This window comes from Pseudomonas onubensis (genome assembly GCF_965653655.1).
In the GTDB taxonomy this organism is placed as follows: Bacteria; Pseudomonadota; Gammaproteobacteria; order Pseudomonadales; family Pseudomonadaceae; genus Aquipseudomonas.
In genome coordinates this window covers 1-25410 of record NZ_CBFHAZ010000007.1, presented here as the reverse complement: position 1 = coordinate 25410, position 25410 = coordinate 1, and the positions used below count along the sequence as shown (strand labels likewise).

The window sequence follows — 25410 nt, the reverse complement described above, 5'->3', positions numbered from 1 at the left end:
GGGCGGCGTGTCATCTAGCGGTGATTAACGTTGCGCTTGAGCGCTCAGTTCAGCCGAGGCGACTGCTTCCGGCTTTGCCGGGTTAGCTGGCCAGGCCTTGCGGTCCAGGTCCAGGTCGGGGAACTGGCTGGAGTCGAACACCGGCGTCTTGATGCCCGCTGCGCGCTGGTTGTCGTAGTCATTGAGGATGCGCATGGCAATCTTGAACAGGAACGCCAGGGCGAACAGGTTGACGAACGCCAGCATCGTCATGGTGATGTCGGCGAAGGCGAACACGGTGCTCAGGTTCTCGATGGAACCCCAGAAAATCAGCACCAGCACCAGCGCACGGTAGCCCATCAACACCTTGCGGTTGTTGCCGACCAGGAAGCGCAGGTTGCTCTCGCCCAAGTAGTAGTTGTACATGATCGAGGTGAACACGAACAACGCCAGGGCCACCGAGATGAACATGCGGCCCCAGTCACCGACTACCGCCGCCAGGGAGTTCTGGGTCAGGGCAATGCCGTCGCCTTCAAAGCCTGGGGTGTAGAAGCCGGAGAGCAGGATCAGCAACGCGGTACAGGTGCAGATCACAAACGTGTCGAGGAACACGCTGAACGCTTGCACCACGCCTTGGGCGATCGGGTGTTCTACCGAGGCCACCGCTGCCACGTTGGGCGCACTGCCTAAACCTGCTTCGTTGGCGAACACGCCGCGTTTCACACCCATGATGATCGCGCTGCCCACCAGGCCACCGAAGGCTTGGTCGAGGCCGAAAGCGCTCTTGACGATGGTCGCGAGCATGGCCGGCACGTGGTCGAATTGCAGCACGATCACGTACAGGGTCACGGCGATGTAGACCAGGGTCTTGACCGGCACCAGCAGATCGGCGATCGACGCAATGCGCTTGATCCCGCCGATGAACACCAGGCCCAGCAATACCGCCAGCGCCAGGCCGGTGTAGGTGGTGTCCAGGCCGAAGGCGCTATTCAGCGAGTGGGTGACGGCGTGGGCTTGCAGGCCGTTGAAGGCGAACCCGAAGGTCACCAGCAACAGGAACGCGATGACCATACCCAGCCAGCGTTTTTGCAGACCGTGCTGGATGTAGTAAGCCGGGCCACCACGGTAGGTGCCGTCAGCGTCAGTACGCTTGTACAACTGGCCGAGGGAGCACTCGATAAAGCTCGAAGACATGCCCACCAGCGCGGTGACCCACATCCAGAACACGGCACCCGGGCCACCCAGGGTCACGGCAATGCCGACACCGGCGATGTTACCGGCACCCACGCGGCCGGCCAGGCTGAGCATCAGTGCCTGGAAGGAACTGAGCTGGCCGGAGCTGCTCTTCAGGCTGTCTTTAAACACCGAGAACATGTGGAAAAAGTGACGCAACTGCACGAAACGCGAGCGGATCGTGAAATAACCGCCGAGCCCGACAATGAGCACGATCAGTACTTTCCCTGAGAGGAAGTCGTTGATGACTTCGAGCATGGAGTGTTCCTCGCTGATTTTTCTAATGGCAAACGCAGGACGGTGCGAGCCCTCGCATAGCACCAGGCAGTGCGCGACGGTTCGACCCCAATCCTTTTGCGGGTGTTGTTATTCATGCGGTTTCGCGTTGTTTTCGGGCCTCGTTACCGACGGCCGCGCACGCGAGAGGGGCGGCACTATACCTAGGCGAGCGTGATCCGTCTGCACGGGGCGATTAAAGGTTTCAGCCAGGCGGTGGCAGGCAAGGAGGGTTTGCAGGGCGATATTGGAGTTTTTATGGGCTTCATTTCACAACCTTGAGGCAAAAAAAAGGGCCTGAAGAACGAGCCTTCAGGCCCTCAAAAGGTGAGAGGTGTCTAGTCCCTCAACCTGGTGAGCGGTGCAACAAACGTTAGGCCTTCAGCGGGACCAAACGTGGAGCAATCATGTTTTCGGGGCGCAGGATGTCGTCGAGCATGGCGTCGTCGAGCAAGCCTTCTTCGCGCACCAGTTCCAGCACGCCGCGGCCGCTTTCGAGGGCGATACGCGCAATGCGGGTGGCGTTTTCATAGCCGATGTACGGGTTAAGCGCGGTGACCAGGCCGATGGAGTGCTCCACCAGTTCGCGGCAGCGGGCTTCGTTGGCGGTAATGCCGACGATGCAGTGTTCGCGCAGCATGTCCATGGCGCGTTGCAGCAGTCGGATCGAGTCGAAGATCTTGAAAGCGATCAGCGGCTCCATCACGTTCAACTGCAGCTGGCCGCCTTCGGCTGCCATGGTCAGCGCCAGGTCGTTACCGATAACCTGGAACGCAACCTGGTTCACGGCTTCCGGGATTACCGGGTTGACCTTGCCGGGCATGATCGAGCTGCCTGGCTGGCGAGCCGGCAGGTTGATCTCGTTGATGCCGGTGCGTGGGCCGCTGGACAGCAGGCGCAGGTCGTTGCAGATCTTCGACAGCTTCACGGCGGTACGCTTGAGCATGCCGGAGAACAGTACGAAGGCGCCCATGTCGGAGGTGGCTTCGATCAGGTCGGCAGCCGGAACCAGCGGCTGGCCGCTGATCAGCGCCAGGCGTTGTACGGCCAGGGCTTGGTAGCGCGGGTCGGCGTTAATGCCGGTGCCGATGGCGGTGCCGCCCAGGTTCACTTCGGTCAGCAGCTCTGGCGCCAGGGTTTTCAGGCGGGCCAGGTCTTCACCAAGGGTGGTGGCGAAGGCGCGGAATTCCTGGCCAAGGGTCATCGGCACGGCGTCTTGCAATTGGGTGCGGCCCATTTTCAGCACGTGGCTGAATTCGACGCCTTTGGCGGCGAACGCCTGGATCAGGCTGTCGAGGCTGGCCAGCAGCGCGTCATGCCCCAGCAGCAGACCCAAACGGATCGCGGTGGGGTAGGCGTCGTTGGTCGACTGCGCCATGTTCACGTCGTTGTTGGGGTGCAGGTACTGGTACTCGCCCTTGTTGTGGCCCATGGCCTCCAACGCGATGTTGGCGATGACTTCGTTGGCATTCATGTTGGTTGAAGTGCCGGCGCCGCCTTGAATCATGTCCACCACGAACTCTTCGTGGAAATCGCCGCGGATCAGACGGGCACAGGCTTCGCTGATGGCAGCGTGCTTGGCTTCGCTGAGCTGGCCCAACTCGCGGTTGGCGTCAGCGGCTGCTTGCTTGACCATTGCCAGGCCGACCACCAACTTCGGGTAATGCGAAATCGGAACGCCTGAGAGGCGGAAGTTATTCACCGCTCGCAGGGTCTGGATGCCGTAATACGCTTGAGTCGGTACTTCGAGTACGCCAAGCAGGTCTTTTTCTGTGCGGAATGATGCAGCGGAGGACATGACGGAAATCATCTCGATATGGACCCGGAACAGGCCGGAACGCTGCGAATGCTAGGCTTGTAGAAGTTTTTGGGCCAATGCTGTTAAGCACTGGCCTATGCACAAACGGCATAATGTAGGTGTGACCCGGTTATCATGGCGGGCGTGTGTGCCAAAATGGTGCATACCCGTGGGAGGAAGTGATGAACCTTGAGAGCAAATGGCTGGAAGACTTCAGCGCCCTGGCGGCCACCCGCAGCTTTTCCCAGGCAGCGGAGCGGCGCTTTGTGACCCAGCCGGCGTTCAGCCGGCGTATCCGCAGCCTGGAAGCCGCGTTGGGACTGACGTTGGTCAACCGTTCGCGCACGCCCGTCGAGCTGACGGCGGCGGGGCAGTTGTTCCTGGTCACCGCGCGCACGGTGGTCGAACAGCTCGGTGAAGTGCTGCGCCATTTGCATCATCTGGAAGGCGGGCAGGGCGAAGTCATGCAAGTGGCAGCCGCGCACTCCCTGGCATTGGGCTTCTTCCCGCGCTGGATCGCGCAACTGCGCAACGAAGGCTTGAACATCGCTACGCGCTTGGTTGCTACCAACGTTGGCGATGCGGTGCACGCCCTGCGCGAAGGCGGCTGTGACCTGATGCTGGCGTTCTACGACCCGGATGCGGCCATGCAGATGGACGCGGAAATCTTCCCGTCGCTGCATTTGGGCAACACCGAGATGCTCCCGGTGTGCGCCGCCGATGCCGATGGCAAGCCGTTGTTTGACCTCGAAGGCGAGGGCAGTGTGCCGCTGCTCGCCTACAGTGCCGGCGCCTTTCTCGGTCGCTCGGTAAATTTGCTGTTGCGACAGCGCGCCCTGCGTTTCACCACCATTTACGAAACTGCCATGGCAGACAGTCTCAAGAGCATGGCCCTGGAAGGCCTGGGCATTGCCTGGGTACCGCAGCTGAGCGTACGTGCCGAACTGGCTCGCGGCGAACTGGTGGTGTGCGGCGGCCCGCAATGGCATGTGCCGCTGGAGATTCGCCTGTATCGCTGCGCGTTGGTGCGCAAGGCGAACGTACGGTTGCTGTGGCGCAAGCTGGAAGGTGGGGCGGCGAGTCCAGTTTGAAAAGGTTGAAGACCATTGGGTTGGGCCTTCACCTTTATTCAGATGGGCAATTGCGATTAATCAATCGAACTGGCTGAGGTAAGTTTTGATGGCTTCTCTGTTACTGTCACTGAAGCGATAGGCATTGAGGCGAAAACCTGAGAATTCGTCTGGTGTACTCATGGTTGTCTCGTTCCACCAGCCATTGTAGATAATCTCTGCTGCGTCATGGTCCGCACCCAGCATGTGCCCTATTTCATGTGCGGCTACTTTGTAGTCTCGGAGTGTTGCGATTGCAAATTGACCTCCGATTTTATTGGCGAACCCCTGTGCCACACTTGGGACCGGGATATGGCGAGTGAGCAGGATGAACTTGTCGAGGGGGGACGTAGTTTGCGATGTTTTATTTAAATATTCAGTCACCGCATTCACCCATCGGGTGCTGGAGTCGAGAGTGGTGTCCGAGTGGTATTTGAATTTATACAGTTCGGGTGCGGACTCCTTTTTTATTTCTATGAGTTCAACAGTGCGACCTGATGATTGTTCAATTTCATCAATCACCCAAGAAAAATAATCTTTTTTTATTGAGGCAAAGGTATATATTTTGAATGACTGTTTAAAATAAAGGTCCGATAAAAATTCCCAGGTGTTAAATTCGAGATCCTGGTGAAGAATGATGTGTAGTTTTATCGGTCGTAACGGCTTTTTCTCGTTTTCTGCGATTGCGGTGGGAGGCGTCTCCGGTACGTTAGCGGGTTGATTATTCTCTGGTACTCCTGCGGTTATATGGGCCTCCAGTGCAGTCAGCACATGGTTCTTCAGAGCGTCGCCGAAAAAATCGAAGTCTTGGTGATCTATCCAATAACGAGGCAGGGTGTTCTGCAAGTGTTCGGGCGGGATGGGCGGGTGATCCACCACTGACCACATATGGATGAGATTTTGTTTTTGTTGGTCGATCAGCCCCTGGATGTAGTCACTGAAGAATAATTGATCCGTTGAAAAGCTGGCCAGGCGGATGTTCTGCTCATCCAATTTCCCTTGAGTGATCAGGCGATAAGTGGCAGCGCGCTGACTAAAGGCGATGCACGGAAACAGTGGGTTTTTTTCTATCTGTGGATTGATAAGGTAAATAGCCAGATAATTCTTGACCATGGCAACAGAATCAAACTGCTGAATTTTAATTCGGGGCATATACAGTACGCAGGGATTCTTATCACCGATGTGGTTTTCAGGTTTCAGTGTGATCAAAAAGGCGCCGGTGAGCGGAATGTCAGGCTGGGATTCTGACGCTGGTAGTGTAAGCGATATCTTATAGAAGCACCCCGCGGGTAGGATGTTTAAATCGGCAAGGCGTAAAAGTAAAGAAGCACTTTCCAGGTTAAGAGAGCTATCCGCTGCTCTCACGCTTCTGGCGCATTGTAATTGCACGGCCATGGCGTTGGCGACATAGTCTTTGTTGGTGAGTGGCAATGCTTTGTGAGGGGCGGTCCAGAAGTTGTCGACCAGATCCAGGTAGTAGTTGATACCCTTGAGTTTAAACAGGACTGCGTGGATGACAGTTTGATAGTCGATTGATAGCAGATGTGGCCTGGGGCCTCCTGTGCTGAGAAAAACACAGTCACTGTTGTAGCTTGTCGGTGCCGAATCGAAGAATAGTATTGAATGGATAATAGCGATCAGTTTATTTTCGCTCGGTATTGGCGCGTTGTCTGAGTGCGCTTGCGAGGTGAGGAAGACAATCTCATCGAGCGTGGCCTCATTTAAGAAAGGTTCGAGGGCTTGGTTCAGTAATACGAATGCACCCGTTATGAAGTCGGGGAAATCAGTCAGTGTATGTCTTACGTTTTCGTTCAGCCTGCGCAATATAAATGCCGGCAGGGGCATTTCCATCGTTGTGATGCTTTCAGCCGATGGCAGGGAGGGGCTAGGGAGCGTCATACTTGTTATCCTTAACATTCTATTTAAAGGGTTTTATAAAACCGTTAATAGAATAAAGTTCTCGTTATAAGGTGTCTTGGCGATTAAGCATCAGAGGTTGTCGTAACCGTCTGCCGTTTACCGAATAAAAATCAGAAAGGAGGCGAAGATGTTTTGCTTGTAGAGAGGGCTCGGTTTGTTGACCCGCAAGACAAGATGGTGTGTTTTAACCGTGTAAGACAGATGGTCATTCCAGGGGCTGTTTATCTGGATTATTACGGTATACTGCGCGGCCTTCGGCCGGTCCAACCGGCCTTAATTCGTACACCAAGCCACGCCGGATTTCCCGCGTGGCTTGTTGTTTTTTGACGCGCCTGCGGGCGCCCAGAGAGAAGAGGCACGACGATGAGTGCATTGGTTGGCGTGATCATGGGCTCCAAGTCCGATTGGTCCACCCTTAGCCACACCGCCGATATGCTGGAAAAACTCGGCATTCCGTATGAAGTGAAAGTGGTCTCTGCCCACCGCACCCCGGATTTGCTGTTCCAGTATGCCGATGAAGCAGAATCCCGTGGCATCGAGGTCATCATCGCCGGTGCCGGCGGTGCGGCGCACCTGCCAGGCATGTGCGCGGCCAAGACCCACCTGCCGGTGCTCGGTGTACCGGTGCAGTCGTCGATGCTCTCGGGCGTGGATTCGCTGTTGTCCATCGTGCAGATGCCGGCCGGTATCCCGGTGGCCACCCTGGCGATCGGCAAGGCCGGCGCGATCAACGCCGCGTTGCTGTCCGCCAGCATCCTGGGCGCCAAGCACCCGCAGTTTCACGCGGTGCTGAAAAAATTCCGTGCTGAGCAGACAGACAGCGTGCTGGACAATCCAGACCCACGTATCGCCTGAAGGTATTGATTGATGAAAATCGGTGTAATCGGTGGCGGCCAACTGGGTCGCATGCTGGCCTTGGCGGGCACCCCGCTGGGGATGAACTTCGCTTTCCTGGACCCGGCGCCCGACGCCTGCGCGGCGGCCCTGGGTGAACACCTGCGCGCTGACTACAGCGACCCCGACCACCTGCGCCAACTGGCCGATGAAGTCGACCTGGTGACCTTCGAATTCGAAAGCGTCCCGGCCGAAACCGTGGCCTTCCTGTCGCAGTTCGTGCCGGTGTACCCGAGCGCCGAAGCCTTGCGCATCGCTCGCGACCGCTGGTTCGAGAAGAGCATGTTCAAGGACCTGGGCATTCCGACCCCGGCCTTCGCCGATATCCAGTCCCAAGCGGACCTGGACGCCGCCGTTGCCAATATCGGCCTGCCGGCCGTGCTTAAAACCCGCACCCTGGGTTACGACGGCAAGGGCCAGAAAGTCCTGCGCACCGCTGCTGACGTGGTCGGCACTTTTGCCGAACTGGGCGGCGTTGCCTGCCTGCTGGAAGGCTTTGTGCCGTTCACCGGTGAAGTGTCGCTGATCGCCGTGCGCGCCCGTGATGGCGAGACCCGCTTCTACCCGTTGGTGCACAACACTCACGACAGCGGCATCCTCAAGCTGTCCGTGGCCAGCACCGACCACCCGTTGCAGGCCCTGGCCGAAGACTATTCCAGCCGCGTACTCAAGCAGCTGGATTATGTCGGCGTGATGGCGTTCGAGTTCTTTGAAGTCGACGGCGGCCTCAAGGCCAACGAAATCGCCCCGCGCGTGCACAACTCCGGGCACTGGACCACCGAAGGCGCCGAGTGCAGCCAGTTCGAAAACCACCTGCGGGCGGTGGCGGGCTTGCCGTTGGGCTCCACGGCCAAGGTCGGCGAGAGCGCCATGCTCAACTTTATCGGTGCAGTGCCACCGGTAGAAAAAGTCATCGCCATTGATGACTGCCACCTGCATCACTACGGCAAGGCGTTCAAGGTCGGGCGTAAAGTTGGCCACGCCAACCTGCGCTGCAAGGACCGTGCGACCCTTGAGGCGCAGATCCTCAAGGTCGAAGCACTGATCGCCGAGCAATAACCTTGAGGGCGGCGGGAACCATTGGTTACCGCTGCCTCTCTGATTGCAGGACGCTAAAGTCTGACTAGGCTTTGGTGTAGTTCACTTCATTCAGAGGGAAATGCCATGGGTATCATCGGAACCATCTTTATCGGCTTGATCGTCGGCCTGCTGGCGCGTTTCCTCAAGCCTGGCGACGACAGCATGGGCTGGATCATGACCATCCTGCTGGGTATCGCAGGTTCCCTGGTCGCCACCTACGGTGGTCAGGCCCTGGGCATCTACCAGGCGGGCCAAGGCGCGGGCTTCCTCGGCGCGCTGATCGGCGCCATCGTGCTGCTGGTGATCTACGGCCTGCTGAAAAAGAAATGATCTAAGCGACAAAGCCCTCTGCGCTGCGCAGGCGCAGAGGGCTAGAATGCTCGGCATCTGAACTTGCCGAGCTTTTTATGCGCCGCCTTCTATTCACACTCCTCCTGTTGGGCTCTGGCCTGGCGCACGCCGGCGAACTGCCGGAAACAGACTGGCTCGACCTGATGCCGCTTTCAGACCAGAAAGCCCTCGAAGCCATGCCCGAGATCGACCACAACTCCCCCGAAGCCCAAGGCACGTTCACCGACAAAGGTGGCTTGAAACAAAGCAAAGGCTTGCCGGCGGTGATGTACTCGACCAAGACCGTGGCCGCCATGAACGGCAAGAACATTCGCATCGGCGGCTACCCGGTGCCGCTGGAAACCGACGCCAAGGGCCGCAGCACTTTGTTCTTCCTGGTGCCGTACCCAGGCGCGTGCATCCACGTGCCGCCACCGCCGCCTAACCAGTTGGTGCTGGTGCGTTATCCCAAGGGGCTGAAGCTGGATGATATCTACACGCCGCTGTGGGTGACGGGCACGTTGAAGGTCGAGAAGGTTAACAATGACCTGGCAGATGCGGCGTATGCGCTGGATGCGGGGAAGGTCAGGGCCGTAAAAGAATCCGATCTCTAGATCATGACGCAGAACCCAATGTGGGAGCGGGCTTGCTCGCGAAGGCGTAGTGTCAGTCAATATAACTTTGACTGGTCCACCGCATTCGCGAGCAAGCCCGCTCCCACATTTTTGATTGGGTTTATAGGCCGATACCGGTAATGCTCACGCCCAAAGTATGGCTTTCGCCCGGCGCCAAGCTCACCACATCATCCAGCACATTCGCCGTCTCGATGCACAGCATGCTCTGCCAGCCATCATCGGCCATGTCGTCAAACGCTTTGGCGCGTTCGGTCCAGGGGTTCCAGATCACCGTCGAGTTCGAACCCTGGCTAGTGAGCTGGATACGACGCTGCCAGTCTTTATCAACAATATTCAATCGCGCCGGTGTATCCAGGTAGATACGGTCAGTCTCGGCGCTGAAGTGCAGCAGGCCGGATTGCTTCTTCTCGGCCCAGCCATCGGCAGTGTCGATATACGCGAGGCCATCCAACCCTTCGACCTGCACTTTGCGCACGTCACTCACGGCGAAGTAAGTGTGCAGCGCCTGGCTGAGTGTCACGGTATCGGTGCCGCGGTTGTGGCTGGTGAGGCGGATGTGCAGTTGATCGTCCAACAGCAGGCTCAGTGTCAGGTCGACCTGATGCGGCCAGCCGGGGAAGCCGCCCTCGGGAACTGGCAGCACCAGATCCACCCGCAGCGCTTGGCCTTCGAGTTCGCTCGTCGCCAATGCCCACAGTGCCGTGCGCACAAAACCATGGGCACCGGCCGGTTGCTCGCTCTGGCGCATCGCCTTGACGCTTTGAGGGTTGCGGTCGAACACGCCAAACCACGGCCAGCACACCGGTACGCCGGTGCGGATGCCTTTGCCCTGCTTGAACTGCGCGTCAGGGTTCGGCCAGATCAGCGGCTGTTCACCCTGGCGCTGGTAACTGAAAATGTGCGCGCCCTGTTGGGCCACCATCAATTCAGCGCCGTTGTGGCGAATGCGCCAGCAGTCCAGCTCGTCGATTTGCACGGTTTCTACGTGGGGCACAGGCATACAAAGCACTCTTCAATGGCAGGCAATGGGGCAATTGACCGTCAAAACCCGACGAGGTTTAACGCGCGCGTGACGGCACCGAACGCGTGCGGCCGCTGCCATCGATGGCGACGAACACGAACACCGCCTCGGTAACTTTGCGCCATTCACTGGACAGCGGGTCGTCGCTCCACACTTCGACCATCATCTGGATCGAACTGCGGCCGATTTCCAGGGCCTGGGTATAGAAAGATAGCTGCGCGCCAACCGCCACGGGCACCAGGAACGCCATGCGATCAATCGCTACGGTAGCCACGCGGCCACCGGCGACCTTGCTGGCCATGGCCGTGCCCGCGAGGTCCATCTGCGCGACCAGCCAGCCGCCGAAGATATCGCCAAAACCATTGGTTTCACGCGGCAGCGCGGTGATTTGCAGGGCGAGATCGCCTTGCGGGATTGGATCTTCTTGTTCGAGTTCGATCATGCCGAGGGTGCCTCTGACCCGTGACGCTTCATGGGTGTTTCAAGTGGATAGCCGTCTTCTGGAAAAACGTTTCAGCACCAACCTACACCGCTCGATACGTTTCTCGTAAGGCGCACTAAAGGGAAACTCTGCCAAAACGGCTGGTACACACCCTTAAGGTCATCCAACAACGTTTTGGCACAGCAGCCCCTCAAGACAGCGGGTTTGGCGCTTGCACGGGCCGAGTATATCGAGACCCTGTGGCGGCGACGACCTCTGCAAGCTCATTTGGTCGGCAAATCTGCTCTGTATCGCGGCTTTTTGCAGAAACTGTGCTTATCGCCGGGAATATTTGCGGCATCTGGGCTGTTATCCGGGTCAGCACCTTTAGAAGAGAAGCCCGATATGCCCACCTTTCCCGCGAGCGCCGTGCAAGCTGCCCGTCCGTTGACGCGCACTGACTACAAAACCTTGGCGCTGTCCGCCTTGGGCAGCGCCCTGGAGTTTTACGACTTCATCATCTTCGTATTTTTTGCTGCGGTGGTGGGCAAGCTGTTTTTCCCGCCGGACATGCCCGAGTGGATGCGCCTGGTGCAAACCTTCGGCATTTTTGCCGCCGGCTACCTGATTCGCCCGTTGGGCGGCATCGTCATGGCGCATTTCGGCGACCTGCTGGGGCGCAAAAAGATGTTCAGCTTGAGCATCTTCTTGATGGCGCTGCCGACCCTGGCCATCGGCCTGTTGCCGACTTATGCCCAAGTCGGCCTGTTGGCGCCGGTACTTTTGCTGTTGATGCGCATGATCCAGGGCGCGGCGATTGGTGGTGAGGTGCCGGGCGCGTGGATCTTTGTGGCTGAGCACGTGCCGGCCAAACGCATCGGTTATGCGGTGGGCGTGTTGTCGGTGGGCCTGAACCTGGGGATTTTGCTCGGCTCGCTGGTCGCCACAGGCATTAACAGCACGTATAGCCCGGAGCAGGTGGCGGATTACGCGTGGCGCCTACCGTTCCTGCTGGGTGGCGTGTTCGGGCTGTTGTCGGTGTACTTGCGCCGCTGGCTGCATGAAACGCCGGTATTCGCCGAGTTGCAGCAGCGCAAGGCATTGTCGCGGGAGGTGCCGTTGCGCACGGTGCTGCGCGAGAGCCGTGAGTCGATCGTGCTGTCGATGTTGATGACCTGGTTTCTGTCGGCTGGCGTCGTGGTGGTGATCCTGATGACGCCCGCGCTGCTGCAAGGCGTTTACCACTTCGCGGCCAAAACCGCGCTGCAGGCCAATAGCCTGGCGATTGTCAGCATGGCGCTGGGCCTGGTGATTGCCGGCAAGCTCTGCGATCGCATTGGTGCGGGCCGGGTGTTGGTGTTTGGCTGCTTCGGCTTGATGGTGATGTGCTGGGCGCTGTATGCCAGCCTGGCGATTCACCCAGAGTGGCTATTCCCGCTCTATACGCTGACCGGCCTGTTCGTGGGCACGGTGACGGCGGCGCCGTTTGTGATGGTCACCGGCTTTGCACCCGCAGTGCGTTTCAGTGGCCTGTCGTTTTCCTACAACCTGGCCTATGCGGTATTGGGCGGCCTGAGCCCGGTATTCGTGTCACTGCTGCTCAAAGAGAGCCCGATGGGCCCGGCTTACTATGTGGCGCTGGTGTGCGTGATGGGCATGGCTGTCGGTGCCTACCTGTGGAAACGCGGGCGTTAAGCAACGCTGTGCTTTTGCGGGCGATTTGTTATCGTGCCGAACCGACCCCGGCGCTTGCCGGGGTCTCGCGTTCGCCGTTCTGACAATAAGAGAAGCCTTGCCATGTCCTCCGTGCCTGCAAGCAGTGCGCAACCTTCGCGCCCGCTGACCCGCAACGACTACAAAACCCTGTCGCTGTCTGCCTTGGGCGGGGCGCTGGAATTCTACGACTTCATCATCTTCGTGTTTTTCGCCACGGTGGTCGGGAAGCTGTTCTTCCCCGTCGACATGCCCGAATGGCTGCGCATGATGCAGACCTTCGGCATCTTCGCTGCCGGCTACCTGGCACGCCCGCTGGGCGGCATCATCATGGCGCACTTCGGTGACCTGCTGGGCCGCAAGAAAATGTTCACCCTGAGCATCTTCATGATGGCCGTGCCGACCCTGATCATGGGCCTGCTGCCGACCTACGCACAGATCGGCCTGTGGGCGCCGCTGCTGTTGCTGCTGATGCGCGTTATCCAGGGCGCCGCCATTGGCGGCGAAGTACCGGGCGCCTGGGTGTTTGTTTCCGAACACGTGCCGCCGCGCCACATTGGCTATGCCTGCGGCACCCTGACCAGCGGCCTCACCGCCGGTATTTTGCTGGGTTCGCTGGTGGCGACCGCCATCAACACCCTCTATACCCCGGAGCAGGTCTCGGATTACGCGTGGCGTATCCCGTTCCTGCTGGGCGGTGTGTTCGGCCTGCTGTCGGTGTACTTGCGCCGCTGGCTGCATGAAACACCGATCTTCGCTGAGATGCAGCAGCGCAAAACCCTGGCTGCCGAGCTGCCATTGCGCGCGGTACTGCGTGACCACCGCGGCGCTATTGTGCTGTCGATGCTGCTGACATGGTTGCTGTCGGCGGGTGTGGTTGTGGTCATCCTGATGACCCCGACCGTGCTGCAAACCGTCTACCACTTCAGCCCGACCGTGGCGTTGCAAGCCAATAGCCTGGCGATCGTTACGCTGAGCCTGGGCTGTATCGCTTCCGGCGCGCTGGCTGACCGTTTTGGTGCCGGTCGCGTTTTGGTCACCGGTTGCGCGTTGTTGCTGGCCACCTCCTGGACGCTGTATCACAGCCTGATGGCCCACCCGGACTGGCTGTTCCCGTTGTACGCATTGACCGGCCTGTTCGTGGGCACCATCGGTGTAGTGCCTTACGTGATGGTGAAAGCATTCCCGCCTGTGGTGCGCTTCAGTGGATTGTCGTTTTCCTACAACGTTGCCTACGCCGTATTTGGTGGTCTGACGCCGCTGGCGGTGTCGCTTCTCATGAAGGAAAGCCCGATGGGGCCTGCTTACTACGTGGCTGTCCTGTGTGTGATGGGGATGGCGGTGGGCGGTTACCTGTGGAAGCGCGGGCGCTGATGTAACCCTGTGGCGAGGGAGCTTGCTCCCGCTGGGTCGCGTAGCGGCCCCAAAAATGGGACTGCTGCGCAGTCCAGCGGGAGCAAGCTCCCTCGCCACAGGGTTTTGGTTCTGCCAACGATTACAGAGTGTTTCTGAAACATCGCTCCAAGCGCCTAAACCTCCTCGCAAGCCCCGGATTTATTGCACTTTCCCCTTCCTGTCAGGTTTTTCATAAATACTGGCCTTTCATCTAATTGTCATATTCCAGACATAGAGTGTTCACACGGCCTACCGATACTTGGCCCCGATCCAACTATCCCTATCTGCTAGGAGCAAGGCATGAAACTGAAACGTTTGATGGCGGCAATGACTTTTGTCGCTGCTGGCGTTGCGACCGCCAACGCGGTGGCCGCTGGTGTTGATCCGGCAATCCCGGCTTACGTTAAGACCACTGGTGTGTCGGGCAACTTGTCCAGCGTCGGTTCCGATACCCTGGCTAACCTGATGACCCTGTGGGCCGAGGGTTACAAAAAGGAATACCCGAACGTCAACATCCAGATTCAGGCCGCCGGCTCCGCCACTGCACCTCCTGCGCTGACTGAAGGCACCTCTAACCTGGGCCCGATGAGCCGCAAGATGAAGGACACCGAACTGGCTGCCTTCGAGCAGAAGTACGGCTACAAGCCAACCGCTATCCCGGTTGCCGTGGATGCCCTGGCTGTGTTCGTGCACAAGGACAACCCGATCCAGCACCTGACCATGGAACAAGTCGACGCGATCTTCTCCTCGACGCGTCTGTGCGGTGCTAAAGCCGACGTTAAAACCTGGGGTGACCTGGGTGTGACCGGCGACCTGGCCAACAAGCCAGTTCAACTGTTCGGTCGTAACTCGGTATCCGGCACCTACGGCTACTTCAAAGAAGAAGCCCTGTGCAAAGGCGACTACAAGCCAAACGTCAACGAACAACCAGGCTCGGCTTCGGTCGTGCAGTCGATCAGCTCCTCGCTGAACGGCATCGGTTACTCGGGTATCGGCTACAAAACCGCTAGCGTGAAGACCGTGGCTCTGGCCAAAAAAGGCAGCACTGACTTCATCGAAGACAGCGAAGAAAACGCCCTGAACGGCAAATACCCGCTGTCGCGTTTCCTCTACGTGTACGTCAACAAAGCCCCGAACAAGCCTCTGGCCCCGCTGGAAGCTGAGTTCGTGAAACTGGTGCTGTCGAAGCAGGGCCAGGAAGTAGTAGTGAAAGACGGTTACATCCCACTGCCAGCCAAAGTTGCCGCCAAGGCACTGGCTGACCTGGGCTTGAAAGAAGGCGGTAAGTAAGCCTGCAATACCTGATGTAGCAGCGGGCCCTGTGGGAGCGGGCTTGCTGTGGCGAGGGAGCTTGCTCCCGTTCGACTGCGTAGCAGTCGCAAGCCTTGGGGGCGCTTCGCCCCCCAGCGCAAGCAAGCTTGCTCGCCACAGTAATCCCTTACTCTTCAAGCCCGTCTACACCTCTAATTCTTTAATCCGCTGCCAGCTCTGCTACGCGGCGGTTTTGTTGCGTCACTGCATTGTCATCTTTCTGTCATACAGGATCGCTAGGGTGTGCGCATGAATGATCTGGCCAATTCCACCATGACGACGACTTCTCCCCCCAAGCGTATTGATTTCAATACGCCTGAGCTGCAACGCAAGCGCCGCATTCGCGCGCTCAAAGATCGCCTGACCCGTTGGTACGTGTTGATCGGCGGCCTCGCCGTGCTCGGCGCAATTACCCTGATCTTCTTCTTCCTGGCCTATGTAGTCGCGCCACTGTTCCAAGGTGCTTCGCTGACCAAGGAAGACGCGCTGACACCCGCCTGGATGCAGGATGCCGGCAAGCCGTTGATGATCTCCCTCGAAGAACAGAACCAAGTCGCCATGCGGGTTTCCGACAAGGGCCAGGCGCTGTTCTTTGACGTGAGCACCGGTGCCGAGCTGAAACGTGTCGACCTGCCATTGCCTGCGGGCGCCACTGTGGCCTCGATCGGCAAAGACCAGCCAGGCAGCCCGTTGGTGATCCTCGGTTTGTCCAATGGCCAGTCCCTGGTGTTCCGCCACACCTATAAAGTGTCGTACCCGGACGGCAAAAAGACCATTACGCCGGCCATTGAATACCCTTACGGCGAAACGCCTATCGTCCTTGACGAGCAGGGCCGCCCGCTGGAGCACGTCGCGCTCAACGCCACCGATTCGTCGCTGGTAGTTGCAGGCTCTGCTGGTTCGTTTTTGAACGTACTGAGCCTGAGCCGCGAAGAAAACATGATGACCGGTGAAGTCACCAGCGAGCAGAAGCGCATCGAGCTGCCGCAAATGACTGAGCCGGTGAAGGCGATTTTCGTCGACCCACGCCAGCAGTGGCTGTATGTGATCAACGGCCGCGCCCTCGCCGACGTCTTCAGCCTGCGCGACAACAGCCTCAACGGTCGCTACAAACTGCTGGAAGACGGCGCCGCCGAAATCACCGCCAGCACTCAGTTGGTGGGCGGTATCTCGCTGATCGTCGGTAACTCCAAGGGTGGCCTGGCCCAGTGGTTCATGGCTCGTGACCCGGACGGCGAGCAACGCCTGAAGCAGATCCGCACCTTCCAGATGGGCACCGCGCCTATCGTCGAAATCACCGCCGAGGAGCGTCGCAAAGGCTTCACCGCCCTGGACGCGTCCGGCAAGTTCGGCGTGTTCCACAGCACTGCGCATCGCACCCTGCTGGTCGATCCGGTGGTGGATGGCCAAGGCCTGTTCGGCATGTCGCCACGCGCCAACCGCGTGATCGTCGAAGCCGGCGGCAAGCTGCAACCGCTGCTGCTCGACAACCCGCACCCGGAAGTGTCTTGGAGCGCGCTGTGGAGCAAGGTCTGGTACGAAAACTACGACGAGCCTAAGTACGTCTGGCAATCGACCGCCGCCAACACCGACTTCGAACCCAAAATGAGTTTGGCCCCGCTGACCTTCGGCACCTTGAAGGCCGCGTTCTACGCCATGTTGCTGGCGGCGCCACTGGCGGTTGCCGCTGCAATCTACACCGCTTACTTCATGGCCCCGAGCCTGCGCCGCAAGGTCAAGCCGGTGATCGAGCTGATGGAAGCAATGCCGACGGTGATCCTCGGCTTCTTCGCCGGCCTGTTCCTGGCGCCGTATGTAGAAGGGCACTTACCGGGGATTTTCAGCCTGCTGATGTTGCTGCCGATTGGCATCCTGGTCGCCGGTTTTGTCTTCAGCCGTTTGCCTGAGTCGATCCGCCTGCGGGTTCCAGATGGCTGGGAAAGCGCGATCCTGATCCCGGTGATCCTGTTTGTGGGCTGGCTCTCGCTGTACATGAGCCCGTACCTGGAGACCTGGTTCTTCGGCGGCGACATGCGCATGTGGATCTCCCACGACTTGGGCATCACCTACGACCAGCGCAACGCCCTGGTAGTCGGCCTGGCCATGGGCTTTGCGGTGATCCCGAACATTTACTCCATCGCCGAAGACGCCGTGTTCAGCGTGCCGCGCGGCCTCACCCTGGGCTCGTTGGCCCTGGGCGCCACGCCATGGCAGACCATGACCCGCGTGGTGATCCTGACCGCCAGCCCAGGCATCTTCTCCGCACTGATGATCGGCATGGGCCGCGCAGTGGGTGAAACCATGATCGTGCTGATGGCCACCGGTAACACGCCGGTGATGGAGATGAACCTGTTCGAAGGCCTGCGCACATTGGCGGCCAACGTTGCGGTGGAGATGCCTGAGTCGGAAGTCGGTGGCAGTCACTACCGCGTGCTGTTCCTCTCGGCGCTGGTGCTGCTGCTGTTCACCTTCATCATGAACACCCTCGCCGAGCTGATCCGTCAGCGTCTGCGCAAGAAATACTCGTCGCTTTAAGAAAGGTAGAAGTCTGTGAAACAGAACTCCCTGAATGGATGGTTCAAGAGCGGCGCCCCTGGCGTCTGGATCAGCGGTGGCGCGGTGTCCATCGCGGTCATCATGACCATTGGTTTGCTGGCCGTGATTGCCGTGCGTGGTCTGGGCCACTTCTGGCCGGCCGACCTGATCCAGGCCAACTACAGCGTGCCTGGCCAGGAAAACCATATCGTCATCGGCGAAGTGGTGCAGAAAGAAGAAGTGCCGCGCGAGCGCCTGAAAAGTGCGGGCCTGCCGGTGCCGGACCAAGGCCCGGAATTCATGACCCGCGAGCTGATCAAGGTCGGTAACCGCGACTTGAATGGCAACGACTTCACCTGGATCGTCGGCGAGTGGTTGAAAGACCAGACTACACCGAAGAACCTGATGGCCATTGAGCGTCGCGAGTGGGGCAACTTCTACGGCACCCTGGTCAACGTCAAGCAAGATGGCAAGGTGATCGCCGAAGGCGAAGCCGCATGGCCGGAGCTGCAAGCCCGCGTCGACCGTGTGAACAAGTTGGCGGCCCAGCTCAAGAGCCTGGAAAAAACCGACATCGGCGCGATCAACGCAGGCCTGGAGCGTATCCGCCTGCACGGCCGCAAGCTGGAGCTGGAAGGCAAGCTAGACGCTGCCGCCCAGGCTGATATGGACTCCGGCCGCGCCGAGTTGAATGCTCGTTACCAGGACATCGAAGCGCGCCTGGCCGACCTGCACACCCAGTTCAACCGTGACAGCCTCACGGCCCGCGACGGTAACGGCAAAGAAATCGAAATCGGCATCGGCAAAGTGGTGCACGCCTACCAGCCGAACGCCATGGGCACCCTGACCAAGGTGGGTTTCTACTTCAGCAAGGTCTGGGAGTTCTTGAGCGACGACCCACGGGAAGCCAACACTGAAGGCGGGATCTTCCCGGCTATTTTCGGCACCGTGATGATGACCCTGATCATGGCGATGATCGTGACCCCGTTCGGCGTGCTGGCGGCGGTGTACCTGCGTGAATACGCCAAGCAGAACACGCTGACCCGCATTATCCGTATCGCGGTGAACAACCTGGCTGGCGTACCGGCCATCGTTTACGGCGTGTTTGGCCTGGGCTTCTTCGTATATGTACTGGGTGGCTCGGTTGACCGCCTGTTCTTCGCCGAAGCCCTGCCGGCACCGACCTTCGGTACACCGGGCCTGTTGTGGGCCTCGCTGACCCTGGCGCTGCTGGCCGTACCGGTGGTGATTGTGGCCACCGAAGAAGGTTTGGCGCGGATTCCTCGTACCGTGCGTGAAGGTTCCCTGGCACTGGGCGCGACCAAGGCGGAAACGCTGTGGAAGATCGTGCTGCCGATGGCCAGCCCGGCGATGATGACCGGCATGATCCTCGCCGTGGCCCGCGCCGCTGGCGAAGTGGCGCCGCTGATGCTGGTGGGTGTGGTCAAGCTGGCACCGTCGCTGCCGCTGGATGGCAACTACCCGTACCTGCACCTGGACCAGAAGATCATGCACCTGGGCTTCCATATTTATGACGTCGGCTTCCAGAGCCCCAACGTCGAAGCGGCACGCCCGCTGGTGTACGCCACCGCGCTGTTGCTGGTGCTGGTGATTGCGACGCTGAACTTGTCGGCGGTGTGGATTCGTAACCACCTGCGCGAAAAATACAAAGCACTGGACAGTTAATTGAAGTGAGCGCGGACTAAATGTGGGAGCGGGCTTGCTCGCGAATGCGGTGTATCAGAAACCTGTTTGCTGGCTGAACCTCCGCTTTCGCGAGCAAGCCCGCTCCCACACTCGACCGCGTAACACGCAGATTTTTGAGTAAACCGCCCCGGCGGTTCAACCAAACGAATTGGTAGCACAGGGAGCATCCCATGCAACATGAAACCCATACCCACGGCATCAACATGTCAGCCCTGGGTCGCGACAAGCAGAGCCTGAGCCTGGCCCAGGAAACCGTGGCCATCGAAGTGCCGGGTCTGAGCCTGTACTACGGCGAAAAGCAGGCGCTGTTCGATGTCAGCATGAACATCCCCAAGCAGCGCGTGACCGCCTTTATCGGCCCGTCCGGCTGCGGCAAGTCCACGCTGCTGCGCACCTTCAACCGCATGAACGACCTGGTTGACGGTTGCCGCGTAGAAGGCGCGATCAACCTGTACGGCAGCAACATCTACCGCAAGGGCGAGGACGTGGCCGAGCTGCGTCGCCGCGTGGGCATGGTGTTCCAGAAGCCGAACCCGTTCCCCAAGACCATCTACGAAAACGTGGTGTATGGCCTGCGCATCCAGGGCATCAACAAAAAGCGCATCCTCGACGAAGCCGTTGAGTGGGCCTTGAAAGGCGCGGCGCTGTGGGACGAGGTCAAAGACCGCCTGCACGACTCGGCACTCGGCCTGTCCGGCGGCCAGCAGCAGCGTCTGGTGATCGCCCGTACCATCGCCGTGGAGCCGGAAGTGTTGCTGCTCGACGAACCCTGCTCGGCACTCGACCCGATCTCGACACTTAAAGTCGAAGAGCTGATCTACGAACTCAAGTCCAAGTTCACCATCGTCATCGTGACCCACAACATGCAACAGGCGGCGCGGGTTTCCGACTACACCGCGTTCATGTACATGGGCAAGCTGGTGGAATTCGGCGACACCGACACCTTGTTCACCAACCCGGCGAAGAAGCAGACCGAAGACTACATCACCGGTCGTTACGGCTAGCCCCAGCTGCAAGCCGCAAGTTTCAAGCGGCAAGTGGAAGCAGTTTGATCAACGACACACATCAGCTTGCAGCTTGTAGCTTGCGGCTTACAGCTTTTGCGGAGCAAACCCATGATTAGCAAAGAAGGCCTTACCCACCACATCTCCGCGCAGTTCAACGCCGAGCTTGAGGAAGTGCGCAGCCACCTCCTGGCGATGGGCGGGCTGGTGGAGAAGCAAGTCAACGATGCGGTCACCGCGCTGATCGAGGCCGACTCGGGCCTGGCCCAGCAAGTGCGCGAGATCGATGACCAGATCAACCAGATGGAACGCAACATCGACGAAGAATGCCTGCGCATTCTGGCCCGTCGCCAGCCGGCGGCCTCCGACCTGCGTTTGATCATCAGCATCTCCAAGTCGGTAATCGATTTGGAGCGTATCGGCGACGAAGCCACCAAAATCGCCCGCCGCGCTATCCAGCTGTGCGAAGAAGGCGAAGCGCCACGCGGTTATGTGGAAGTGCGTCACATCGGCGACCAGGTGCGCAATATGGTGCGCGATGCGCTGGACGCGTTCGCCCGCTTCGACGCCGAACTGGCACTGTCGGTGGCGCAATACGACAAGACCATCGACCGCGAATACAAGACCGCACTGCGCGAGCTGGCCACCTACATGATGGAAGACCCGCGCTCTATCTCGCGGGTCTTGAACATCATCTGGGTGCTGCGTTCCCTGGAACGTATCGGCGACCACGCCCGTAATATCTCGGAACTGGTGATTTACCTGGTGCGCGGTACCGACGTGCGGCACATGGGCCTCAAGCGCATGAAAGCCGAAGTTGAAGGCACGGCCGATCAAATCCCTAATGTTCCGGGCGAATCTGACGATAAGTAAGGTTGCCCGAGACATTAACGCCCGGCCTTTGGTCGGGCGTTTTCGTTTGCGGCATCTGAATTTTTTGCACAGCAGGCGCAATAAAGTCCTTCTGTGACCAGCGGGTTTTGGCAAAATGCCATCAGTCAGGCGTTTTGCATGCCGGCGTTTTAATAGGATGAAGGGTCGATGAGTAAAGTCAGTGTATTGGTGGTGGACGACGCCTCGTTTATCCGCGATTTGGTGAAGAAGTGCCTGCGCAACTACTTCCCGGGCATCAAGATTGAAGACGCGGTGAACGGCAAAAAGGCGCAATCCATCCTGATGCGCGAGACCTTCGACCTGGTGCTGTGCGACTGGGAAATGCCTGAGATGTCCGGCCTTGAACTGTTGACCTGGTGCCGTGAGCAAGCCCATCTGAAGGCCATGCCGTTTGTGATGGTGACCAGCCGTGGCGACAAGGAAAACGTGGTGCAGGCGATTCAGGCCGGGGTTTCCGGTTACGTCAGCAAGCCGTTCACCAACGAGCAACTGTTGAACAAGGTCAAGCAGGCGTTGCACAAGATCGGCCGCCTCGACGCCCTGATCGCCAGCGCGCCGACCAAGATGAACTCGGCCTTCGGCAACGACTCTCTGAGCGCCCTGACCGGCGGCAAGCCCGAAGCGGTCAAAGCGGCGCCGGTTGCTGCACCGAGCAAAGGTCTGCTCAACAGCCCGCCTGTTGCAGCCCCTGCCGCGTCACCCGCCGGTGGTCGTGGCCAAGGCCAGTTGCGACTGTCCAGCGGCAACCAGCAATGCGTTATCAAGGCGCTGAGCATCAAGGAGGCGCTGCTGGTGGTGCGTCGCGGCGAAGTGCTGCCCCAGGTACTGGAAAGCGCCGTACTCGACCTTGAACAAGGCGAAAGCGCCGAAGTCGCGCGCCTTAACGGCTACCTGCACGCTGTCGTCGCCTACGAGCCACGGCCTGACAGCGACTGGCTGCAACTGACTTTCCGGTTTATCGACCAGGATGCGCAAAAGCTCGACTACATCTCCCGCCTGATCGCGCGCGGTACGGCGCAGAAGCACTTTGTGCCGGGTGCCTAATCGCCTGAGGTAAGGGAATCGACCGACCGTCTGATTCCCGCTGGGCCGCTTGATTTATATCTGTTTCGATATAGTCTCTCGATAACGCGTCAGTGTTATCGAGCCTTTGCTATGCCTTGAAACACACCCGTAACGCCTCTGGCTGAATCGTCGATTAGGCTTCTTCTTTCCAGGAAAGGAGAAGCCAATGCCAAGGCACAAGGATGTGGTGTTTCTAGGAAGCTCGCTCAAGGATCTCAAAGAATTCCCTCTCGACGCCCGAAGGGCTGCCGGCTTTCAGTTGGATCTATTGCAACAGGGTGAACAGCCTTTTGATTGCAAGCCGATGAAGACTATCGGGAGGGGCGTCAGCGAAATTCGGATCACTGAGGAATCGGGAGCGTTTCGAGTGTTCTACGTGGTCAATCGGCCGGAAGCCGTCTATGTGCTGCACGCGCTGCGCAAGACCACACAGAAAACCGAAGGGCGGGATATCGAACTGGCTCGTGCCAGATTGCAGGAGATAGGTTAAGCCCATGACAGACTCAAAAATTCACATCGAAAGTTTCAGCAGCGTCTGGGATGCTCTGGAAGACACGCCCCAACAAGCCGCCAATATGCGCCTGCGCTCAAAATTACTGTTGGAGTTGTGCAACGCCATCCGCAGTTGGGAGCTTTCTCAGAAAGACGCGGCCCAAAGGCTCGGTATCAGTCAGCCGCGCTTGAACGACATGCTCAACGGTAAGATCGACAAGTTTTCCCTCGATGCGCTGGTCAACCTGTCGGCCGCCGCCCGGATGAATGTGGATATCTGCTTTACCGCATTGCCCGCTTAGAGCTGTCATCAACCCTTGCTAGCCTGCCGTTCAGTCATCCCGGCAGGTACGCCATGTTCATTCGCCTAGTCCTGTTCTGCGGGCTGGCCTCGGTTTGCACTTCGACCCTGGCCATGACCCTCTACAAATCCACCGATGCCAATGGCGTGGTGTCTTTCAGCGACCGGCAAACCCCTGGCGCCCAGGCGTTTGTGATGCAGGAGCGCAGGCTGGAACGGGCCAAACGCCCGGTGCCGGATATGCCCCAATCAAGTTATCCACAGCAAGCCTATCGCTACCCTTTCCCCTGGCGCGGCGGACCATTCCGCTTGACCCAAGGCCCTAACGGCAGTTTCAGCCACACCGACGCAAAGAGCCGCTACGCCATGGACATCGCCATGCCGGAAGGCACGCCGATCATTGCGGCGCGTAGCGGGGTGGTGGTGAAGACGGAAAACCAGCAGGCGGGGCGTGGGGGTGATGCCTCAGGAAATTTCGTGCGCATACGCCACGATGACGGCACCGAGGGCGTGTACCTGCACCTCAAGCAAGGTTCGGTCAGCGTAAGGGCAGGGCAGCGTGTGGCGGTGGGAAGCGCGCTGGCGTTGTCGGGCAATACCGGCAACAGCAGTGGGCCGCACCTGCACTTTGTGGTGCAGAAGGCTTCCGAGGCGGGGCTGGTTTCGATTCCGTATGAGTTCAACCAGGCGCTTGGCAAATTGCCCAACTTTGCGTTGGGCAATTAAGGCGTCAATCCAGCAACAACACCTTGGCCAGTACGATCTTCGGCCCTTTCATCTTCTTGATGATGATGCGCAAGCCTTCAACTTCCAGCACTTCTTCCTCTTCCGGCACGCGTTTGAGCGTGTCGTAGATCAAGCCCGCCAGGGTTTCGGCTTCGATGTGGTCCAGGTCCACGCCCAGCAGGCGCTCGACCTTGAACAGCGGCGTGTCGCCACGCACCAGCAGTTTGCCTGGCTGATAGGCGAGGATGCCGCGCTCGGCCTTGCGGTGTTCGTCCTGGATATCGCCGACCAGCACTTCCAGCACGTCTTCCATGGTCAGGTAGCCGATGACTTTGCCGTCGGCTTCTTCCACCAGGGCAAAGTGCGCGCCGCCTTTGCGGAACTGCTCCAGCAGCTGCGACAGCGGCATGTGCCGTGATACGCGCTCCAGCGGGCGGGTCAGCTCGGCCAGGTTAAACGACTCGGGAATGTGGTCCAGGGCCGCCAGTTCCAGCAGCAGGTCCTTGATGTGCAGCAGGCCGACAAACTCGTTGCGATCAGCGTCATACACCGGGTAACGGCTGAATTTGTGGCGGCGGAACAGCGCAAGGATTTCCTTGAGCGGGGCGTTGAAGTCCAGGGTTACCAGGTCTTCGCGGGAGTTGGCCCAGTCCACCACTTCCAGCTCGCCCATTTCCACGGCCGAAGCCAGTACGCGCATGCCTTGGTCGCTTGGGTCCTGGCCACGGCTGGAGTGCAGGATCAGCTTGAGTTCTTCGCGGCTGTAATGGTGCTCATGGTGCGGGCCAGGCTCGCCTTGGCCGGCGATACGCAAGATGGCGTTGGCGCTGGCGTTGAGCAGGTAGATCGCCGGGTACATGGCCCAGTAGAACAAGTACAGCGGCACCGCCGTCCACAGCGACAGCAGCTCGGGTTTGCGAATGGCCCAGGACTTGGGGGCCAATTCACCGACCACGATGTGCAGGTAGGAAATCACGAAGAAGGCGGCAAAGAACGACACGCCCTTGATCACTTCAGGCGATTGCACGCCGATGGCGCCCAGCAATGGCTCGAGGATGTGCGCAAAGGCCGGTTCACCGACCCAGCCCAGGCCCAGGGAGGCGAGGGTAATACCCAATTGGCAGGCCGACAGGTAGGCGTCGAGCTGGCTGTGCACGGTGCGCAGGATCTGCCCGCGCCAGCCGTTCTTGTGGGCGATGGCCTCGACCCGGGTGGCGCGCAGCTTGACCATGGCAAATTCCGCCGCAACGAAGAAACCGTTGAGCAGTACCAGGATCAGTGCAAAAAGAATCATGCCGAAGTCGGCGAAGAGTGTCGCGAGGGTGATACCAGGGGAAGGGTCCATGATGGGGTTTTGCAGGTTCCGTGTGTTCAATAAGGGGTGACAGGTTGGCCTGAAAGGCAGGCGCAAGTCGGCCAATGTAGCGGCTGACGGAGCGCTTGCCTAGTGCCCGCTGCCGGGCGGGGCCTGGAAAGCATTCGTCAACACGCTGCATGACCAATGTGGGAGCGGGCTTGCTCGCGAAAGCGGTGGGTCAGTCAACACATTCATAGCTGACCCACCGCCTTCG

22 protein-coding genes are annotated in these 25410 nt (G+C 59.3%); 16 read left to right on the top strand and 6 right to left on the bottom strand.

The window, feature by feature from the left end; all coding sequences use genetic code 11:
* Positions 1-24: 24 nt before the first annotated feature.
* Together ACTD9P_RS04050 and aspA are read right to left on the bottom strand one after the other, a co-directional pair.
* A complete protein-coding gene (locus ACTD9P_RS04050) occupies positions 25-1470 on the bottom strand; it encodes an alanine/glycine:cation symporter family protein (RefSeq protein ID WP_438866790.1) in 1446 nt (481 codons plus the stop codon).
* A gap of 391 nt (positions 1471-1861) precedes the next feature.
* Complete coding sequence (gene aspA / locus ACTD9P_RS04045; protein WP_438866789.1) at positions 1862-3286, bottom strand: aspartate ammonia-lyase; 1425 nt, start codon at positions 3284-3286, stop codon at positions 1862-1864.
* Between the two features lie 182 nt (positions 3287-3468).
* Between aspA and ACTD9P_RS04040 the strand changes: the two genes are divergently transcribed.
* Positions 3469-4377: a LysR substrate-binding domain-containing protein gene (locus ACTD9P_RS04040; protein WP_438866788.1), complete on the top strand. Its 909-nt coding sequence runs from the start codon at positions 3469-3471 to the stop codon at positions 4375-4377.
* Positions 4378-4437: 60 nt separating this feature from the next.
* Here ACTD9P_RS04040 and ACTD9P_RS04035 read toward each other — a convergent pair whose 3' ends face one another.
* Positions 4438-6294, bottom strand: a complete 1857-nt coding sequence (locus ACTD9P_RS04035; RefSeq protein ID WP_438866787.1) for a zinc metalloprotease — start codon at positions 6292-6294, stop codon at positions 4438-4440.
* Positions 6295-6678: 384 nt separating this feature from the next.
* Here ACTD9P_RS04035 and purE point away from each other — a divergent pair, with 384 nt between their 5' ends.
* The 4 genes from purE (at position 6679) to ACTD9P_RS04015 (ending at position 9233) form a co-directional block, all read left to right on the top strand.
* A complete protein-coding gene (purE, locus tag ACTD9P_RS04030) occupies positions 6679-7170 on the top strand; it encodes a 5-(carboxyamino)imidazole ribonucleotide mutase (RefSeq protein ID WP_003195648.1) in 492 nt (163 codons plus the stop codon).
* 12 nt (positions 7171-7182) lie between these two features.
* Positions 7183-8268, top strand: coding sequence for a 5-(carboxyamino)imidazole ribonucleotide synthase (locus ACTD9P_RS04025; RefSeq protein WP_438866786.1), 1086 nt, complete (start codon positions 7183-7185; stop codon positions 8266-8268).
* 105 nt (positions 8269-8373) lie between these two features.
* Entirely contained in the window at positions 8374-8619 is a 246-nt protein-coding gene (locus tag ACTD9P_RS04020) for a GlsB/YeaQ/YmgE family stress response membrane protein (protein ID WP_058424295.1), read from the top strand.
* 77 nt (positions 8620-8696) lie between these two features.
* Positions 8697-9233: a DUF3299 domain-containing protein gene (locus ACTD9P_RS04015; RefSeq protein WP_200431080.1), complete on the top strand. Its 537-nt coding sequence runs from the start codon at positions 8697-8699 to the stop codon at positions 9231-9233.
* A 121-nt stretch (positions 9234-9354) separates the two neighbouring features.
* Here the strand turns inward: ACTD9P_RS04015 and ACTD9P_RS04010 are convergent, their stop codons facing one another.
* On the bottom strand, positions 9355-10254 hold the full coding sequence (locus ACTD9P_RS04010; protein WP_438866785.1) for a D-hexose-6-phosphate mutarotase: 900 nt from the start codon (positions 10252-10254) through the stop codon (positions 9355-9357).
* A gap of 58 nt (positions 10255-10312) precedes the next feature.
* Positions 10313-10717 (bottom strand): acyl-CoA thioesterase, encoded by a 405-nt coding sequence (locus tag ACTD9P_RS04005; protein WP_003176975.1) that lies wholly within the window; start codon positions 10715-10717, stop codon positions 10313-10315.
* A 384-nt stretch (positions 10718-11101) separates the two neighbouring features.
* Between ACTD9P_RS04005 and ACTD9P_RS04000 the strand changes: the two genes are divergently transcribed.
* The 11 genes from ACTD9P_RS04000 (at position 11102) to ACTD9P_RS03950 (ending at position 23839) form a co-directional block, all read left to right on the top strand.
* Entirely contained in the window at positions 11102-12391 is a 1290-nt protein-coding gene (locus tag ACTD9P_RS04000; protein WP_438866784.1) for an MFS transporter, read from the top strand.
* A 102-nt stretch (positions 12392-12493) separates the two neighbouring features.
* A complete protein-coding gene (locus ACTD9P_RS03995; RefSeq protein ID WP_017135797.1) occupies positions 12494-13783 on the top strand; it encodes an MFS transporter in 1290 nt (429 codons plus the stop codon).
* Between the two features lie 321 nt (positions 13784-14104).
* Positions 14105-15094, top strand: a complete 990-nt coding sequence (locus ACTD9P_RS03990) for a phosphate ABC transporter substrate-binding protein PstS (RefSeq protein WP_003213401.1) — start codon at positions 14105-14107, stop codon at positions 15092-15094.
* A 522-nt stretch (positions 15095-15616) separates the two neighbouring features.
* Entirely contained in the window at positions 15617-17650 is a 2034-nt protein-coding gene (locus ACTD9P_RS03985) for an ABC transporter permease subunit (protein ID WP_438866834.1), read from the top strand.
* 15 nt (positions 17651-17665) lie between these two features.
* Positions 17666-19336, top strand: a complete 1671-nt coding sequence (gene pstA / locus ACTD9P_RS03980) for a phosphate ABC transporter permease PstA (protein ID WP_017135800.1) — start codon at positions 17666-17668, stop codon at positions 19334-19336.
* A 191-nt stretch (positions 19337-19527) separates the two neighbouring features.
* Complete coding sequence (gene pstB / locus ACTD9P_RS03975; RefSeq protein ID WP_134659483.1) at positions 19528-20361, top strand: phosphate ABC transporter ATP-binding protein PstB; 834 nt, start codon at positions 19528-19530, stop codon at positions 20359-20361.
* A gap of 111 nt (positions 20362-20472) precedes the next feature.
* On the top strand, positions 20473-21234 hold the full coding sequence (gene phoU, locus ACTD9P_RS03970; RefSeq protein WP_053258703.1) for a phosphate signaling complex protein PhoU: 762 nt from the start codon (positions 20473-20475) through the stop codon (positions 21232-21234).
* 168 nt (positions 21235-21402) lie between these two features.
* Positions 21403-22299, top strand: coding sequence for a response regulator (locus ACTD9P_RS03965; RefSeq protein WP_438866783.1), 897 nt, complete (start codon positions 21403-21405; stop codon positions 22297-22299).
* A 187-nt stretch (positions 22300-22486) separates the two neighbouring features.
* Positions 22487-22810: a type II toxin-antitoxin system RelE/ParE family toxin gene (locus ACTD9P_RS03960; protein ID WP_200431084.1), complete on the top strand. Its 324-nt coding sequence runs from the start codon at positions 22487-22489 to the stop codon at positions 22808-22810.
* Between the two features lie 4 nt (positions 22811-22814).
* Positions 22815-23114, top strand: a complete 300-nt coding sequence (locus ACTD9P_RS03955; protein WP_438866782.1) for a helix-turn-helix domain-containing protein — start codon at positions 22815-22817, stop codon at positions 23112-23114.
* Between the two features lie 53 nt (positions 23115-23167).
* Positions 23168-23839: a M23 family metallopeptidase gene (locus ACTD9P_RS03950; RefSeq protein WP_438866781.1), complete on the top strand. Its 672-nt coding sequence runs from the start codon at positions 23168-23170 to the stop codon at positions 23837-23839.
* Between the two features lie 4 nt (positions 23840-23843).
* On the opposite strand, the gene ACTD9P_RS03945 is transcribed toward ACTD9P_RS03950, so the two are convergent.
* Positions 23844-25184: a hemolysin family protein gene (locus ACTD9P_RS03945; protein WP_017135804.1), complete on the bottom strand. Its 1341-nt coding sequence runs from the start codon at positions 25182-25184 to the stop codon at positions 23844-23846.
* Positions 25185-25410: the final 226 nt, after the last annotated feature.

What these genes read in the sequence shown, in the direction of transcription:
- ACTD9P_RS04050 (WP_438866790.1), bottom strand. Translation starts at nt 1,470, where the DNA reads ATGCTCGAAGTCATCAACGACTTCCTCTCAGGGAAAGTACTGATCGTG.
- aspA (WP_438866789.1), bottom strand. Translation starts at nt 3,286, where the DNA reads ATGTCCTCCGCTGCATCATTCCGCACAGAAAAAGACCTGCTTGGCGTA.
- ACTD9P_RS04040 (WP_438866788.1), top strand. Translation starts at nt 3,469, where the DNA reads ATGAACCTTGAGAGCAAATGGCTGGAAGACTTCAGCGCCCTGGCGGCC.
- ACTD9P_RS04035 (WP_438866787.1), bottom strand. Translation starts at nt 6,294, where the DNA reads ATGACGCTCCCTAGCCCCTCCCTGCCATCGGCTGAAAGCATCACAACG.
- purE (WP_003195648.1), top strand. Translation starts at nt 6,679, where the DNA reads ATGAGTGCATTGGTTGGCGTGATCATGGGCTCCAAGTCCGATTGGTCC.
- ACTD9P_RS04025 (WP_438866786.1), top strand. Translation starts at nt 7,183, where the DNA reads ATGAAAATCGGTGTAATCGGTGGCGGCCAACTGGGTCGCATGCTGGCC.
- ACTD9P_RS04020 (WP_058424295.1), top strand. Translation starts at nt 8,374, where the DNA reads ATGGGTATCATCGGAACCATCTTTATCGGCTTGATCGTCGGCCTGCTG.
- ACTD9P_RS04015 (WP_200431080.1), top strand. Translation starts at nt 8,697, where the DNA reads ATGCGCCGCCTTCTATTCACACTCCTCCTGTTGGGCTCTGGCCTGGCG.
- ACTD9P_RS04010 (WP_438866785.1), bottom strand. Translation starts at nt 10,254, where the DNA reads ATGCCTGTGCCCCACGTAGAAACCGTGCAAATCGACGAGCTGGACTGC.
- ACTD9P_RS04005 (WP_003176975.1), bottom strand. Translation starts at nt 10,717, where the DNA reads ATGATCGAACTCGAACAAGAAGATCCAATCCCGCAAGGCGATCTCGCC.
- ACTD9P_RS04000 (WP_438866784.1), top strand. Translation starts at nt 11,102, where the DNA reads ATGCCCACCTTTCCCGCGAGCGCCGTGCAAGCTGCCCGTCCGTTGACG.
- ACTD9P_RS03995 (WP_017135797.1), top strand. Translation starts at nt 12,494, where the DNA reads ATGTCCTCCGTGCCTGCAAGCAGTGCGCAACCTTCGCGCCCGCTGACC.
- ACTD9P_RS03990 (WP_003213401.1), top strand. Translation starts at nt 14,105, where the DNA reads ATGAAACTGAAACGTTTGATGGCGGCAATGACTTTTGTCGCTGCTGGC.
- ACTD9P_RS03985 (WP_438866834.1), top strand. Translation starts at nt 15,617, where the DNA reads ATGCAGGATGCCGGCAAGCCGTTGATGATCTCCCTCGAAGAACAGAAC.
- pstB (WP_134659483.1), top strand. Translation starts at nt 19,528, where the DNA reads ATGCAACATGAAACCCATACCCACGGCATCAACATGTCAGCCCTGGGT.
- phoU (WP_053258703.1), top strand. Translation starts at nt 20,473, where the DNA reads ATGATTAGCAAAGAAGGCCTTACCCACCACATCTCCGCGCAGTTCAAC.
- ACTD9P_RS03965 (WP_438866783.1), top strand. Translation starts at nt 21,403, where the DNA reads ATGAGTAAAGTCAGTGTATTGGTGGTGGACGACGCCTCGTTTATCCGC.
- ACTD9P_RS03960 (WP_200431084.1), top strand. Translation starts at nt 22,487, where the DNA reads ATGCCAAGGCACAAGGATGTGGTGTTTCTAGGAAGCTCGCTCAAGGAT.
- ACTD9P_RS03955 (WP_438866782.1), top strand. Translation starts at nt 22,815, where the DNA reads ATGACAGACTCAAAAATTCACATCGAAAGTTTCAGCAGCGTCTGGGAT.
- ACTD9P_RS03950 (WP_438866781.1), top strand. Translation starts at nt 23,168, where the DNA reads ATGTTCATTCGCCTAGTCCTGTTCTGCGGGCTGGCCTCGGTTTGCACT.
- ACTD9P_RS03945 (WP_017135804.1), bottom strand. Translation starts at nt 25,184, where the DNA reads ATGGACCCTTCCCCTGGTATCACCCTCGCGACACTCTTCGCCGACTTC.